Annotated in this window: 12 protein-coding genes; 3 read left to right on the top strand and 9 right to left on the bottom strand. The window is 36.9% G+C overall.

From position 1 onward, the window contains the following. Nucleotides 1–94: 94 nt before the first annotated feature. Entirely contained in the window at nt 95–2,233 is a 2,139-nt protein-coding gene (gene flhA, locus ORQ98_RS06005; RefSeq protein ID WP_274687881.1) for a flagellar biosynthesis protein FlhA, read from the bottom strand. A gap of 588 nt (nt 2,234–2,821) precedes the next feature. On the opposite strand from flhA, the gene ORQ98_RS06000 reads away from it, so the two are divergent. Continuing rightward, nucleotides 2,822–3,568, top strand: coding sequence for a helix-turn-helix transcriptional regulator (locus ORQ98_RS06000; RefSeq protein WP_274687880.1), 747 nt, complete (start codon nt 2,822–2,824; stop codon nt 3,566–3,568). A 170-nt stretch (nt 3,569–3,738) separates the two neighbouring features. Here the strand turns inward: ORQ98_RS06000 and ORQ98_RS05995 are convergent, their stop codons facing one another. The 8 genes from ORQ98_RS05995 to ORQ98_RS05960 all read right to left on the bottom strand — a co-directional run bounded on the left by ORQ98_RS05995 (nt 3,739) and on the right by ORQ98_RS05960 (nt 13,143). Further along, nucleotides 3,739–4,467, bottom strand: a complete 729-nt coding sequence (locus ORQ98_RS05995) for a DUF1295 domain-containing protein (protein WP_274687879.1) — start codon at nt 4,465–4,467, stop codon at nt 3,739–3,741. A gap of 87 nt (nt 4,468–4,554) precedes the next feature. Further along, entirely contained in the window at nt 4,555–5,205 is a 651-nt protein-coding gene (locus ORQ98_RS05990) for a class I SAM-dependent methyltransferase (RefSeq protein WP_274687878.1), read from the bottom strand. A 32-nt stretch (nt 5,206–5,237) separates the two neighbouring features. Beyond that, nucleotides 5,238–7,844 carry a polyketide synthase gene (locus tag ORQ98_RS05985; protein WP_274687877.1) on the bottom strand — a complete coding sequence of 869 codons (2,607 nt, stop codon included), beginning with the start codon at nt 7,842–7,844 and terminating at the stop codon, nt 5,238–5,240. Then, complete coding sequence (locus tag ORQ98_RS05980) at nt 7,844–9,415, bottom strand: amino acid adenylation domain-containing protein (RefSeq protein WP_274687876.1); 1,572 nt, start codon at nt 9,413–9,415, stop codon at nt 7,844–7,846. Before ORQ98_RS05980 ends, ORQ98_RS05985 begins: the two co-directional genes overlap by 1 nt. 14 nt (nt 9,416–9,429) lie before the next feature. Next, the gene (locus ORQ98_RS05975) at nt 9,430–10,602 is read right to left on the bottom strand and encodes a nitroreductase family protein (protein ID WP_274687875.1); all 1,173 of its coding nucleotides are present in this window, start codon (nt 10,600–10,602) and stop codon (nt 9,430–9,432) included. Between the two features lie 53 nt (nt 10,603–10,655). Next, on the bottom strand, nt 10,656–10,967 hold the full coding sequence (locus ORQ98_RS05970) for a RedY protein (protein ID WP_274687874.1): 312 nt from the start codon (nt 10,965–10,967) through the stop codon (nt 10,656–10,658). A 58-nt stretch (nt 10,968–11,025) separates the two neighbouring features. Further along, nucleotides 11,026–12,831: an aminotransferase class I/II-fold pyridoxal phosphate-dependent enzyme gene (locus tag ORQ98_RS05965; protein ID WP_274687873.1), complete on the bottom strand. Its 1,806-nt coding sequence runs from the start codon at nt 12,829–12,831 to the stop codon at nt 11,026–11,028. Nucleotides 12,832–12,879: 48 nt separating this feature from the next. Further along, a complete protein-coding gene (locus tag ORQ98_RS05960) occupies nt 12,880–13,143 on the bottom strand; it encodes an acyl carrier protein (protein WP_274687872.1) in 264 nt (87 codons plus the stop codon). A gap of 506 nt (nt 13,144–13,649) precedes the next feature. Here ORQ98_RS05960 and pigA point away from each other — a divergent pair. Both pigA and ORQ98_RS05950 read left to right on the top strand, forming a co-directional pair. Then, nucleotides 13,650–14,792, top strand: a complete 1,143-nt coding sequence (gene pigA / locus ORQ98_RS05955; protein ID WP_274687871.1) for a prodigiosin MBC biosynthesis dehydrogenase PigA — start codon at nt 13,650–13,652, stop codon at nt 14,790–14,792. A gap of 34 nt (nt 14,793–14,826) precedes the next feature. Then, on the top strand, nt 14,827–15,252 hold the full coding sequence (locus ORQ98_RS05950) for a DUF6041 domain-containing protein (protein ID WP_274687870.1): 426 nt from the start codon (nt 14,827–14,829) through the stop codon (nt 15,250–15,252).

Genomic DNA, 15,252 nt, shown 5'->3' with positions numbered 1-15,252 from the left:
TACAAGTGAAGTGTTTTGGCACAACGTCCCACGTAGTTGTTTAAACTCACCATGTAGCCTTACCTTTAACCAGCTTTATTGCTGGCTAAGCATGTTACTGGCCTACAGTTGCTTCAATGGTTACCTGTTTGTTATCAGGCACTTCCTGGTAAGAAAGCACATGTAAATTCGGTACCCCAAACCGGGCAAATCGAGCTAAAAACGGCCTGATCGGTGCTGCCACCAATAATATGGCAGGTTTTCCGGCTAGCTCTTGCCGTTGACAAGCATCAGCTAAAGACTGCTGTAATTGCTCTGCCATACCTGGTTCTAACACCACCGAGTCAACCGTTGCAGCACCTGACTGTTTAGCTTGTTGAACAGACTGCAGCAACATCTGTTCCAACTGAGGTGCTAAAGTAACCACTGGAATTTGCAGGTCAGTACCTACCAACCCTTGCACGATAGATCGAGACAATGCCTCTCTAGCTGCGGCAGTGAGCGTGGCAGGATCTTGACTTATCATCGCTGCTTCCGCCAAAGCTTCGGCAATGGTACGAATATCACGAACAGGGACTTTTTCCAGTAATAAATTCTGCAATACTTTTAGTAATAAACTGATGGATAACTTGTTTGGTACTAAATCTTCAGCCAATTTCGGCGACTGCTTAGCTAATAAGTCCAACATTTGTTGTACTTCTTCGTGGCCAATCAACTCATGGGCATGTTTATGGATAATCTGATTCAAGTGCGTGGCAACCACAGTAGATGCATCCACAACGGTATAGCCTAAGGTTTGGGCTTGCTCTTTTAAGTTTGACTCAATCCAAATCGCATCTAACCCAAACGCAGGGTCCTTGGCTTCAATCCCTTGCAATGAGCCAAAAACTTGACCAGGGTTAATCGCCAAGTCACGATCAGGGTGGACTTCTGCCTCGCTGATTGTCACACCCATTAGCGTTATACGATAAGCGTTGGGTAATAAATCCAGGTTGTCACGAATGTGCACTGAAGGCATTAAAAAACCCAGTTCTTGAGACAGTTTTTTCCGGACACCTTTAATTCGACTCAGCAACTCTCCCCCTTGGGTTTTATCTACCAAGGGAATTAATCGATAGCCGACTTCTAAACCAATCATATCGACTGGAGTAACATCATCCCAACCTAACTCTTTTATTTCAGGCGCTGCTGCAGGCACCTCTGCGGACTCTGCTGTTTTCTGCCCTGGTGCCGCAGGCAACTGCCCTTCTCCTGCTGTTTTCACTTTTGGCTGAGTTCGACGATAAATCCAAAAAGCCCCGCCTGCCGCTAATAAACCCAGCCCTAAAAAGGCCAAATGAGGCATTCCTGGGATAGACCCCATCACTATTAAAATAGCTGCAGCTACACCCAATGCCTTAGGTGTAGCAAACATTTGCTGAACCACCTGGTGGCCCATGTCTTTCGCATCAGAAACGCGCGTAACGATAATGGCAGCCGCAGTTGATAATAATAAGGAAGGAATTTGCGCCACTAATCCATCACCAATCGTTAGTAGCGAATAATTCTGCATAGCTACAGGAAAGGGTAAATCATGTTGAATCATCCCGATGCTTAAGCCACCAATAATATTAATAAATAAAATCAACAGCCCTGCGACGGCATCGCCCCGAACAAACTTGCTGGCACCATCCATTGAGCCATAAAAGTCAGCTTCCTGACCCACTTCTGTCCGTCGCTTACGCGCTTCATCCTGGTTGATCAAACCCGCATTTAAATCCGCATCAATGGCCATTTGTTTACCTGGCATGGCATCCAGGGTGAACCGCGCACTGACTTCAGATATACGGCCCGCCCCTTTAGTGACTACCACGAAATTAATGATCATTAAAATGGCAAACACCACCAACCCAACTACATAATTCCCACCAATCACCACCTCACCGAACGCTTGAATAACTTTTCCCGCTGCATCACCACCTTCATGACCACGGAGTAATACCACTCGGGTTGAGGCAACATTCAATGCCAGACGTAATAAAGTAGCGACTAATAAAATGGTAGGAAAAACAGCGAAATCTAAGGGGCGCAGGGTATAAACACTCACCAACAAAACGACTAATGATAAGGTGATATTAAAGGTAAATAACACATCCAGAATAAACGGGGGCACTGGCAAGGTCATCATAGCCAGCAGCGCTAACAGCAGCAGTGGAACCCCAAAACTACCGCGCCCTACCCCCTTAATACCTTCAACGACTGCTGCTTTGTCCATGGAGTTGCTCTTACCCTTCGTTTTGCATCTTTTATCCTGCTACTGCCAAATTTCTTACAACAATATCCTTGTTATGCAAAAACTAATCCGAATAAATTAAGCGGCTTTACCTACAAAAAGCGGCCTCATTTAGCCAACTGTTTAAAAACATATTTTTTATGACGCTATATTCATACCCCAGTGTCTTAAAGCAGATATATATCTAACATAAATAATTTTTATACACCAAAAGGCATAAAGGTGAGGCTATAAATACTCGGCGTTTGGCGATAATGAAGCTTAGTAATCATTCGTAAAAGGTATATCAGTTTAAATCCATCAAAATCATTATGAATTTAACTCACACAAAATATGACTCAAAAAATATCAAAGCACGTCACATTTAACTTAAAAAAAGTACAACTGCCTTTAGTATTAAATTAATATAAAAACTGACACCACCTATTTCCAGAAAAAATAAATTTTTAACAATAAGTTCAGAAAAAACAAATAATTACCAAATACCATAAAAAAAATAAATATAATTCATAGTGGCTTACGTATCGACTTGCTGTCAGTTGAAATGACATAAGTAACAAGGACGTTAAAATGAATACAACAAAAGAAAGTGAGCGCCTACAAAAAAACTGTCTAATAGAAATTATTGAGTTAATTAATAACTGTGTACGCAATATTAATGGCAGTGACAACCTTTCGGAAATCACCCACCAGTTTACTTCACTCACAAAATGTGATGAGTTTATCGTTTATTCCGATAAAAATACTAAGCACTATGGGGGAAGTACGCCATTTTGGTTTATTTATAACCACAAAAAAAGCACTATTGTTCCACAAAAAATTATTGCTAACAGTAACCAGCATAGCATTATAAAGAATATATTAAGCAAATCTGATAATTGCCGTATCCTAAAAACCTGTACATTGATGAAAGAGTTTGGCTTATTAGGCAGTCACTTTGTAGAGTCATCCAATAAACTGGATGACTCGATAGTCGTTATCATTATAGGATACCAGCATAGTTTGCAATACAACTTTATTGAGAGAATTCTTCATTATACTCTGCCACACTTAAACAGTCTGTTCTTTCACTTAAGAGAACAATGTTTAAAGCAAGACCATGCCCCTAATCTAACCAAAAGAGAACAAGAAATTTTGTTTTGGATAATTCAAGGCAAGTCAACTTGGGATATTAGTAAAATTCTAGCGATATCAGAAAGAACAGTTAAATTTCACCTATCAAATATATTTAAAAAGCTTGATGCTGTGAATAGAGTGCAAGCAATCACCAAAGCTTTAAATTTAAATCTTATTCAATTAATGCAGCAGCCAGTATAACATATATAGTCATTAATCACTGCAATTGTATAAATAATAACATCAATACCCCCTTCATGAGTGATATCTAGGTTAATGGGGGTAAGTCTAATACAATAAAACTTTCGACAGCCCCATTAACGGGTATATCTAGGGCAAGGCCTTTTGCTTTAAGCGAATAATAGCGGCTGCTAATAAACCCATGGAATAAAACACTTTACACTCTTTTTATATTCCATCCAATCATGACCATAACGGTCTTCAGCCATTTTTTCACTTTTTGGAATAGCATCACTAAAGTACTGGGCTATATTGGCGAGTGGAGCAACGATTCCCCATATACTTCCCGAAATCATCCCAAAGCTTACAAAAATCAAAAAATCGCCGAAGTAATTTGGATGCCTCGAATAACGCCAAAAACCAACATTTATAATTTTCCCCTTATTTGCTGGGTTAAGTTTAAATTTGCGCTTTTGATAATCACTACCAAAATGCCAAATTGTTCCTACTATATATACACCTATTGCTGAATACTCCAAATAAGAAAAACTACCTTGTAAATCTGCAGCCCAATAAAATGGCAAACAATAAATCCAACCAAAAATATTAACAAGTAATAATGATAAACCAGTCAACTGTGAAGACGGTATGACATCTTTTAGTTTAGCAGCAGCCGTATTCTCATACCATATTGTCAAAACTACATTCATTCTTAACAAATAGATGCCTACGAAGCTGATAATTAGTAGTTTATGCTGCCAGTCGCCTTTACCATAAAAACAGTATACCAAAGCAACAGGCAACAACGTGTTAAACCCCCAAATAAAGGGCATTCTCATATCTCGGTATTTTTTAGCACTACCGGCAGCAAAAAATGATAATACAGCTATTACTACACCAAGTGTAATCCATAATTCCATTTTACTATCCTTATAACTCAACAGTTAGGGCTACTGACCCTCACGTCTAACTTTCACCATAGATATAGCAGCAGCCACAAATTAATATCATACCGTTAGTTTAAAAAAACAAACACACCCCTCAGTCGAAAGCTGCTCAACTTCTCCTAGCTCAGGTAGTAATTTTTGCATTTCAGATAAGGAGTCTCCATAATTAGAGAAAATTCCTTTTTTGTTATAGAAGCGCATTAGCTTTTCAGCAAAAAAAGATTTTTTCACCCCATCATAAAGCACTGTTGTACCAAAAACAGTGCTTCCAGGGTTTAATGCACCTTTTAAATTATTAATAATTTGTAATTTTTCCTTAATTGACCCAGGCAAACAATGAAACAAAAAATTCATACTGCAACTATCAAATTTATTCTCTAACTCAATAGGTTGAAATACATCCCAGCAATATATTTCTGGGTTATATCGTAATAAGCGTTTTTTCGCTTCTTGCAGACAGTTTTCGTTCAAGTCCATTAAACCAATACGGGGTTTTTGCTGCCACTGGCAGTGATCTAAAAAGTAGCCCGTACCCACTCCAACATCTAAATGGTTATTAGTGACAGCATTATCAAAAAATGTCTGGGTTATTTTTTTTTTACTTTTCCAAATAAACCGATTTGACAGGCTCAAAACCATAATATCATATATCTTCAGTATATTGGGTGAGTAGACTTCCTGTCCTGTTTCTATTTGTTCTTGCGAGATCATTTTTATTTGATTTCCTATTATATAAATAGTAATTAAAGATGTTGCTCTACAAGTAGATGGTAATTAATTCCACCAGTCCCAAACGAGTTAACTCCCGCTCTCCTGGGCTGTTGGCTATTCCAGGGAACTGGCTCCGTCGGTATTATCGCTTGTAGATTATCCACTAAAGCAAGTGACGGGTTTTGCTGGCAAATATTAATCGTATGAGGAAATGTCCCATGATAAACGGCTAATAATGCCCGCAATAAGCCAGCAGCACCTGCAGCTGCCATCGTATGGCCTATTAATGATTTGATTGAAGCTAAATAAAGCGGGTTTTGTCGTACAACAGCACCATAGCTGTTCGATACTGCCTGAGTTTCTATCACATCACCTTTAGTTGTACCCGTACCATGCATTTCGATAAACTCAATATCTCTTGGTAACAAGTCCACCTGATTAAATGCTCGATCAATCGCAAGTGCTTGACCTTGAGCAGAAGGTGCCATCATAGAAATAGCATCATTAGAAGCCCCTATACTTCGAATCACGCCATAGATCCGATCACCGTCACGTATGCTATCATCAAGTCGTTTTAAAACAAATAAAGCACCACCTTCACCAATTGAAAACCCATCGGCACTAACATCAAATGGAGTAATAATATTAGGAGACAAGAGTTGCATTCTTGAACATAAAACAAGCTCATAGTGATTTGCGCCTAATTCTAATCCGCCAGCCAGCGCTACATCAATTTCTCCCAACTGTAATGCGCGACAAGCAATATCAATGGCAGCCAAAGAAGAAGCACAAGCCGCTTGTGTCGCTACCGTCTTTCCAACAATACCCAGTTGTTGTATAGTTGCTAAAGGGATACCTGATGCTAGTCCACCATCAAAAGCAAACCGACCAGGCTCTCCTAATTGCTCAACTAACCAACGTTGCCAGCGCTGTTGTAAAGACTTTGGTATTTTAAATTTGTCTAACAGAAAAGCAAACTGCTCTTGATTTAAATAGGTAGCGCCATAATCTCGCGCTGTTTTATTGCTTTGATTAGTGCCCCAATACACTCCCATGTTTGGTTGTTTAAGTAAATATTCCTCACTCAACTCCCAGTCTTGAATAGCTTTCTGGGTAAGCCAAATTGCTAATTTCTGAGAAGGGTCCAATGCTAACCATCGATGAGGCAACATACCAGCAGGACACTGCATAGTCGATAGCTGAATTTGCGATGCCAGCCGCGTATAACTGCGGTTAACATCATAACACCCATCTTTACTTACTAACCCATTCGCTAAATTATCCTCAGATAGTGGCAGCAACGTATTCTTACCTAATAAATTGTTGCGCCAAAACTGCTCAGTCGTGTCACCCAACGCAAAATTCACCCCGATACCCACCACTGCAACTGGAGAAAAATGGGGTTTGACCACAGTAGCTGAAGGCTTAGGGCTATTAGCAGCTAATACTACATGAGCACAACCCCCACCAATACCAATCGAATTAATTGCAACAGATATAATAGGCTCATGTTGCCACTGAACGACTTGGCTGTTAGCAACAGGATCAATAGCTGGCCACTGCTCATGCTGCATAGCCATTACCCCATAACTAATTGCTGCTAATGGAGCACAAGCGAAAGTATGACCTATCGAGCCTACCGTTGAAGTACAGGTAAGATGGGGTTGAGACGGTTGATAAACGGCAGATAATGCCTGATATTCTTCTTGCCAAGTAAAGGGCGTACTACTTAACAATGCATGTTTTAATTTTGTTATTGATTGCTGCTCACTTTGCGCTAAGGCTTTTCGGATTATTTTTTGCTGAAGCGACTGCCGTACATTATAGTTAAAGGCACCTTTACCCGGCTGCTGCCATACACTCATGCCGGTTAATAATGCTAAAATTGGCCGTTGCTGCCTAACAGCGTCACTTTGACGCATTAATACTAGCGCCCCTACTCCCTCTCCCAATGTTAACTGACGTCGATCAATTAGCTTAGCTAGTTTCAATAAGCTGAGTAACAACGTAGAGTCATAAACCTGGCCTGCACACACTAATGCTAACTCAGACTGATGTGTACGTAAATTATTTATAGCCGTATCGAGTGCCCAGGCTGCCCCCAAATCGTAACCATCAAACGACATTGCTCGCCCCTGAAATTTAAACTGAACGGCTATCTGACTAGCAATAGAGGCTGACAGCTCATAAAGTTTATCATTAAAATTGGCAGGCAATGCTGTGACCGCTTGCATGAAAAGGTTTTGTTCTACAGAAGATAATGTTGCTGCAAACTCAACTGCATTGACCCTAAGTGCATTATTGCAAATATTGGCAAACGGTTGTCCTCCCGCAAAATAAACATCGCTTGTAAGACGATTAATTGTCCCACCTTGTTCAACTTGTAAAATAGCTTGCTCAGTTACTGAGAGTACCCGTAATAACACTTCAGGCAATGTTTTAAGATAAACAGGAGGTATGCGAAACTGCTTAATTAATGCCTGAAAATCTATCTGCGGAAGCTTATATACAGAAGGGGTAGCAATAGCTGGATCTGATCGCTGCTTATCAATTGTGCCTACCGCTTGCCACCAATCTGTCAGGCTTTGATAACCACCATAACAACCCGCTATTCCTACAATAGCGATTGGCTCAGCCATTATACCTCCAAAGCAGCCGTTGTAGCTGATACTGGTATTTGATCGTTAGCAAGCAAAGTCGTCAAACGACGTCTATCTATCTTACCATTAGGATTTAATGGCAATTCAGTGATTTTCATTGCATTATGAGGAATCATATATTTAGGCAAAAATCGAGCACAATGCCTTTTTAAATCAATTAAATCAATTTCACCTATTGCTGATTTATAACAAATAACTAATTGTTGCAAACCCTCTTTATTAGTCATAATAGCTGCCGCATCAATAACACCACTAAATTGATTTACCACATGCTCTATTTCACCTAGCTCAACTCGGTTACCATTAATTTTAACCATGCCATCTATACGACCATGATAATACAAACAGCCATTCTCTTGGTGGACTAAGTCACCTGTATAGTGGGTGTTATTTGCATGCTGCTGAGCAATTAAAGGATCTTTGGCCCCCCAGTAGCCAGGCGTGACACAGGGTCCACTAATGATAAGTTCTCCTTTACACCCCTCCGCTACAGGGTGACCATTTTCATCACATACATTTGCAACCACATTAGGCAAACACATCCCTATAGGAAGCGGTTGGGTTTCACTTAATTGATCAACATTGACTTCAAAAAAAGTACAGACATTCGTTTCAGTTGGCCCATACAAATTAAAAAATCTAGCCGTTGGCAACATGATGGTAAGTTGTTTTAATGATTTAGGATGAAATACTTCTCCTGCAAACAAAACATATCTTAGTGACTGACAGTCAAAGTGTTTTAACACATTAGTTTTTGTCATTAGTTGTAAAATTGAAGGTACTGAATACCACGCTGAAATCTGATGTTTATAAATTTTTTCCGCTAATATATAAGGATTCATTATTTCATCATCGTCGAGTATCACTAGGCTTGCACCTACTGCTAAAGATGAAAAAATATCAAAAGTAGAGATATCAAAGTTGAGTTTTGCATGCCAAGCAAATACATCAAACTTACTGACATTGAAGGTTAACAGTGCCCAGTTGATAAAATTCAGTAAATTTCGATGGGTTATCTTGACACCTTTCGGTTGTCCGGTGGATCCTGATGTATATAAAATACATAATAAATCATCCAGATGAATGGCTACATCATGAAATGGTATTAAACTTCCTTCTTGATTTATCAGTTCTTCATAAGACATCTCTATCAAGATAAGTTGTGCATCTGCTGCAATTAAACTTTTTATGTTTTCTAACCAACGGCAATCGGCAATCACAACCTTACATTGACAGTTATTGATGATATAAAGCACTCGTTCATCAGGCAGTGCAATATCGATGGGTACATATACAGCACCTAGCTTAATAATAGCCATCACCGTAATCAATGACTCTATTGACTTAGGTAATACAATAGCAACTGTATCTCCTTTTTTAACACCATTTTTCATTAGTGTTGCTATCGCCTGTGTAATTGCATTATTATATTCCAGATAGGTCAACTGAATATTATTAGCAATTAACGCTGTACCATTTGGGTTCTGCTTTAACCCTGTAGATATTAAGTCACTTAGGTTGGTAAAATTATACATAATCATATCAGCCATTTTTCTTGATTACATTAAAACAAGTCAGTAGTCAGTAGTTCATCTCCAGAAATACGGGAAGTATCTTTGAATGTTGATATTGCCTGCCCCACTCTTACAAAAAAAATAAGTCGCCCTTTTACACCTAAACGCCTTTCTAACTGACTACGCACATGGTCATGTTGTAATAAAATACTTAATGGATGATAAGATAAGCCATTCGCTGTGGCTGATAACCAATTATCAACTACTTTAGCACCTGCCATAATTTTCTGTTTAATGCTAGCACTATGTTCAATAGTGATACCTACACAAAAAGCACAGTCATTTACTAGCGTTGCCATTTGTTTTGCAATCAACTGATGAAATCCAAAATAGTTCAGCATTGATATTACTTTTGGGTTAAAAATAGTCGCAAACCATAATCGCTTAATAAAGTTACAATCTCCAAATAAACTTTGAACAGAAAACCCAATAGGCTTACAATCTTTTGTTAAAAAATAAATATATCGATAAGTTTCTGACCATGCTTGGTTATGTTGAAAATCTAAACCCGCATGCTTTTTGATGAGCTCTACTATTGTTTGAACTTGCCAAGTATTATTAAAATGTACTACCTGACTGTCATGTTGATCATATAGCTTTGCATATTGCAAAACACTCTCTTCGTTAAAAAATTGATCTGAACTAGATATTGGTAAATAGCCACCTCTATTAGTTTTTCTAGATTTTACTAAATCAACAAAACGATCATAACAGGTTTTTTGCTCAGGTTTTTTTATATTAGCTTGATTATGATTATCAACCTTAATAATTACTGCTAGTTTTGGCTCCTTTGATTTGTCAATCCAATCAAGAGCCAATGATTGCTCATAGTATTCATTTACTAAAATTGAATAACCAGACAAATAGAGTAACCGTATTAAAACCTGAGAAAAAGCACCTAATGATAAATGCATTTCTAAATCATGGGCAGCAAGTGCTTTTAAACAACGATTATTATCTAAACCAAGCAAAATCACCCTAGAACCAGGGTCTTCAAGGAGTAATTGATCATTAATATTTTTAAATAATTGCTTTTGATGCTTACTATTTTCAACCAACAAGCAAAACCAAGGTTGACTATTATGTGAAGATGGAGACCACTTAGCAATATTCAAACAGCTCTCTAACTGTACATTAAATGACTCATTTATTTTCTGTTTCATTAAAGCTCCTAGGCCATCCACTCCATCATTTAATGTTTAAGGAATCAACACAGTCAAAACCAGTTATAACCAGGTGAGATAGTATTTAACTCTATTTCCTCAACCACTTCCGCCATTGCATAAAAATCTTTTTCAAGCGATTTGAATATAGGTTTATTCATATCTTGCTCGAAAACAGTTATGTCATTAACAAATATTGTTTCCACATAGTCAAAATTCTCACTTTTATCCTGCACACTATGTACCGCAAATCGTACAACACCATCTAAAGACTCACATGCAAGATAATCTTTTTCTTTAACCCAATTTTCAAAGTCTAGAGCAGAGACCTTTTCTTTCAATTTTATTTTATGAATAATTAACATAGAAACGCTACCAATAATAAAACATTAATTACATTATCTTAATAAATGCTAAAGCCTATCAATTAATAATCCCTAATGAACGCCCAGCAGTTGTAAATACATCTAATGCTTGGTTTAAATCAACATCTGAGTGTTCTGAGCTGATACTTATTCTTAAACGTTCATCACCAACACTCACACCAGGATAAACTACCGTTTGGCAATAAACACCCTTATCTCGTACTTTCTTGCCAAACTCAAGAGCCAGTTTATGATCTTTGATAACAATTGGAATAACTGCACTTTCACTATGTTCAGTATCAAATCCAAGTTTTATTAGTTCAGTTTTAAAATAATTAACATTATTCCATAACTGTTGTAGTCTTTCAGGCTCTGTCTGCATTACGTCTAATGATGCAATTAGTCCTGCAGCAACATGGGCTGGAATAGTAGCAGCAAAAACATAAGCGTTAGCAAAAAAGCGTAAATACTCAATCACTTCTGAGCGACCACAAACGAACCCTCCTACACCAGAAAGTGTTTTGCTAAATGTGCCTAGCTCTAAATCAACCTGACCTTTTAAGCCAAAATGTTCTGCGGTACCACTACCTGTTTTACCTAATACACCTGTTGAGTGCGCATCATCAACCATTACCTTAGCATTATACTGTTTAGCCAGCCGAACAATACTTGGTAAATCACATACATCACCATGCATACTAAAGACACCATCAATAACTATCAGTTTGCCTTCAACATCATTACAGTGATCACGTAATACAGTTTCTAGATGGGCCATATCATTATGACGATATATTTTGACTGCACCACCTGAAAGCTTTGCACCATCCATAATGGACATATGGTTAAACTTATCAACAATAATTGCATCATACTTTCTAACCAATGCCGATATAGTACCTACATTTGCAGAGTAGCCAGATGGAAACACTATTGCATCATCAGTCCCTTTGAAAGAAGCTAAACGTTGTTCTAATTCCTTATGGAGATGGTTTGTTCCCCCAATAATACGACTGCCAGTGTGAGTAGCACCATACTTCTTAACAGCTGATGTAATCGCTTCAATTACTTTAGGGTGGTTCGCTAACCCTAAATAATTATTCGAAGCCATCATAATAAATTGACGCTTTTCTTTTCTCACTTCATCATAAATTACAGCACGACCTGTGCTACGGCTTAGCATTGGCATTCCATACCAATAGCTACCATCAGCAGTTCTAGAGTGATAGAAGTCTCTAAATCGATAAGCTTTTGCAAATAAGTCAGGATTTTTATATTCATGAAAATCCTTCATTGTCAAATTACTGGTATCAAGCGCTAACGCTGATTGATCTGGTTTTCCTACAACAAGCTCGATAAAAGTAGCAATATCACTGAGCGAATTACAATCATTAATACTAATTACTGAGTTACCTTTAACAATATTTTTAACATAAGCCAATAATTCATCATATAGCTCAGGAGCTAATTTATTGCAGAGGTTATCATCATTATTTAATGTCAAATTAAATCTATCTTTAAATATCTTGCTCCAGTCATTATTATTAGATTTATTATCAAATGCTATTGCTTTAGATACTTTTGACTCATTATCATCAATATCAGTGGAAAATTGTTTAGGTATTTTATCTGAAAAATTCTCTATATTATCAATAATATCACTAATGACAACACAGTTATGAATATTTGATATTGAGTTTGAGCCCAATGTTTTATCAATTTCAGTCAATATACCGTGTAGCGTAATCGAGTCTATTCCTAATTTAGCTTCAAGTTCAGCATTAAGTTCTAACACTGATTTTTCATAGCCAGTATGCAATGATATAGTATTAACCACATATTTTTCACATATTAAGTCTTGCATTTTTTATCCAACACCATTACTAATCAAGTGAGATCGAAGTATCACAAATTATTTTAAATACTTTTTTACCATATGACATATTGCTGAAATTGAATGGAAATTTTCAGGTTTTACACTAGTCATAGGAATTAGCATACCAAACTCTTCCTGTAGATAAGCTATTAGCTCAAAAAGTGAGATAGAATCTAAAATATTTAGTTTTAACAAAGGCACATCATCATCAAGTTTTATATTACCGATATCTTTAGTCGAAGTAATAAACTCCACTACTTTATTTTTTATAGATTCTGTTTCCACTAGAGACTGCTCCATGAATTCCTCCTTTATATGTTTCGACCTATTGCCTGAATACTCAGATAATCCAGCTCTATCATAATTACTAGTAAGTACCCATGGCTCAAATTTAAAGTAGTAATTTTATACATACTCTACAACATCTTATGATCACTAGAGTTTTTTAATTTATTATTCGCAAACATATTCCAACAAAAGCAATATTAATTGTAGAATAGATATTAATATTTTTTATCAGCGAACACTTATATCTCCCATAAAACTTATCGGTGATATGATACAACGTCATATAGTTAAGCAACTTTATTTTTTAAATCAACCTGTACTATTGGACAGCTACACCTTGAAACTGATATAGACATAATTTTAACCAGTTATAATATCACTAAATAACTTTATTAAACTAATAGCTGGATAATTTTTACATATATATAGTTGCAATCATTTCGCAACATATAAAAAGTGTAACATCAATATATTATATAAGTTTCACTTAGAAATAGCATTTACTTAGGAGTAATCAAATGGACTTTGAGATTAATGATGACCAAAAGTCATATATTGACAGTGTGGTTCAGTTTGCCGCAAAAACGTTTCCACCAACACAGCCTTATGATGATCAATCTTTTAATGAATCAAACTGGAAACATGCTGCTAATTTCGGTTTTGCAGGATTACCAGTGCCTGAAGAGTGGGGAGGTTCAGGATTAAATGTATTAGATACCATTCTGATGGTAGAGGCACTTGGCAAATCCTGCCCAGATTTAGGGCTCATTTTTTCTTTATGTGCACATATGTTCGCCTGTACTGTTCCGGTATGGAATCATGGTTCAGCGTTAATAAAAGAGAAGTATCTTCATGATTTAGCTTCAGGAAAACTAATTGCAGCAAATGCTATTACTGAGCCAAGCTCTGGTTCAGATGTTTATAATATGAAAACGACTGCAAAATTTGATAATGGTTATTATTATATAACAGGAGAAAAGTGCTTCATTACAAATGCACCAGTAGCTGATATATTTTTAGTATACGCCAAAACCAACACTGAACAGTCATTTTTAGGAATTAGTTGCTTTTTAGTTCCTAAAAAAACTACTGGTTTATTCATTAGTCAAAATAGAAAGAAAAGTGGGCTTGCCAGTACCCCTTGGGCAGATATTTATCTTAATAACTGTTTCATTCCACAAAGTCATTTACTCGGTTCGCTTGATGTAGGTGCATTAATATTTCATGATTCAATGATTTGGGAAAGAAGCTGTTTATTTGCTGCTTATGTAGGAGCTATGGAACGTGCTTTAGAAAAGTGTATAAGCCACGCAAAAGAACGTCATCAGTTTGGTAAGCCCATCTGCCATAATCAAGCTATCTCAGATAAGCTCGTGGATATTAAAGCAAGGCTAGAAACTTCACGTCTATTACTATATAAAGTTGGACAACAATCAAGTCAAGGTAAGCCTAATGAATTAGATGTAGCTTTAAGCAAATTATGGATATCTGAAAGTGCTGTACAAACTGGATTAGACGCAATTCAAATATTTGGTGGAATGGGAATTTCTAAAGAAGTTGGTATTGATCGATTGTTACTGGATTCACTACCTGCTCGAATCTTCTCAGGTACTTCTGAAGTGCAAAGAGAGTTAATTGCAAAGCAGATGGGTTTACGTTAACTGTTATTTAACATTGAGAATAATTATTTCTATCATGACTATTATTCAAAAAATTATTGGCATTATTTATATGCTTGCAGGTATTGCTAAAGCATTTCCTCAAGTTGAAGATGTGAAAGAGGTATTAATTAATGCATTAGAGGCAAATCATGAAACAATACTTGAACCATTAACAAGCTGGCTAGTTAGTCACTCTACCTTTATTACTATTTTTGTAGGATTAGCTCTATTTTTTTCTGGCCTTATTTTATATCTGAATAAATTTTTAATAAAAACAACCATCAGTGCTCAAATTATTATGCTAATCTGCTTTATTAGTATATTACACAGAGCTTATTGGCAAATTTTTATTATAGATGGCTTTTTCATAATAATATCAGCTTTAATTGTAAAATTCCATCTTCAACCAACAGATAACAGCAGTATTTCAAGCCCCAATATACAACCCATTAAGAGATAA

Origin of the sequence: Spartinivicinus poritis (assembly GCF_028858535.1) — a bacterium.
GTDB classification, from domain to species: domain Bacteria; phylum Pseudomonadota; class Gammaproteobacteria; order Pseudomonadales; family Zooshikellaceae; genus Spartinivicinus; species Spartinivicinus poritis.
The sequence above is the reverse complement of the archived record's forward strand: the minus strand, read 5'-3'. Positions and strand labels throughout refer to the sequence as shown.

Excerpts from the sequence above, each read along its gene's own strand:
- flhA (WP_274687881.1), bottom strand. The coding sequence starts at position 2,233 with ATGGACAAAGCAGCAGTCGTTGAAGGTATTAAGGGGGTAGGGCGCGGT.
- ORQ98_RS06000 (WP_274687880.1), top strand. The coding sequence starts at position 2,822 with ATGAATACAACAAAAGAAAGTGAGCGCCTACAAAAAAACTGTCTAATA.
- ORQ98_RS05995 (WP_274687879.1), bottom strand. The coding sequence starts at position 4,467 with ATGGAATTATGGATTACACTTGGTGTAGTAATAGCTGTATTATCATTT.
- ORQ98_RS05990 (WP_274687878.1), bottom strand. The coding sequence starts at position 5,205 with ATGATCTCGCAAGAACAAATAGAAACAGGACAGGAAGTCTACTCACCC.
- ORQ98_RS05985 (WP_274687877.1), bottom strand. The coding sequence starts at position 7,844 with ATGGCTGAGCCAATCGCTATTGTAGGAATAGCGGGTTGTTATGGTGGT.
- ORQ98_RS05980 (WP_274687876.1), bottom strand. The coding sequence starts at position 9,415 with ATGGCTGATATGATTATGTATAATTTTACCAACCTAAGTGACTTAATA.
- ORQ98_RS05975 (WP_274687875.1), bottom strand. The coding sequence starts at position 10,602 with ATGAAACAGAAAATAAATGAGTCATTTAATGTACAGTTAGAGAGCTGT.
- ORQ98_RS05970 (WP_274687874.1), bottom strand. The coding sequence starts at position 10,967 with ATGTTAATTATTCATAAAATAAAATTGAAAGAAAAGGTCTCTGCTCTA.
- ORQ98_RS05965 (WP_274687873.1), bottom strand. The coding sequence starts at position 12,831 with ATGCAAGACTTAATATGTGAAAAATATGTGGTTAATACTATATCATTG.
- ORQ98_RS05960 (WP_274687872.1), bottom strand. The coding sequence starts at position 13,143 with ATGGAGCAGTCTCTAGTGGAAACAGAATCTATAAAAAATAAAGTAGTG.
- pigA (WP_274687871.1), top strand. The coding sequence starts at position 13,650 with ATGGACTTTGAGATTAATGATGACCAAAAGTCATATATTGACAGTGTG.
- ORQ98_RS05950 (WP_274687870.1), top strand. The coding sequence starts at position 14,827 with ATGACTATTATTCAAAAAATTATTGGCATTATTTATATGCTTGCAGGT.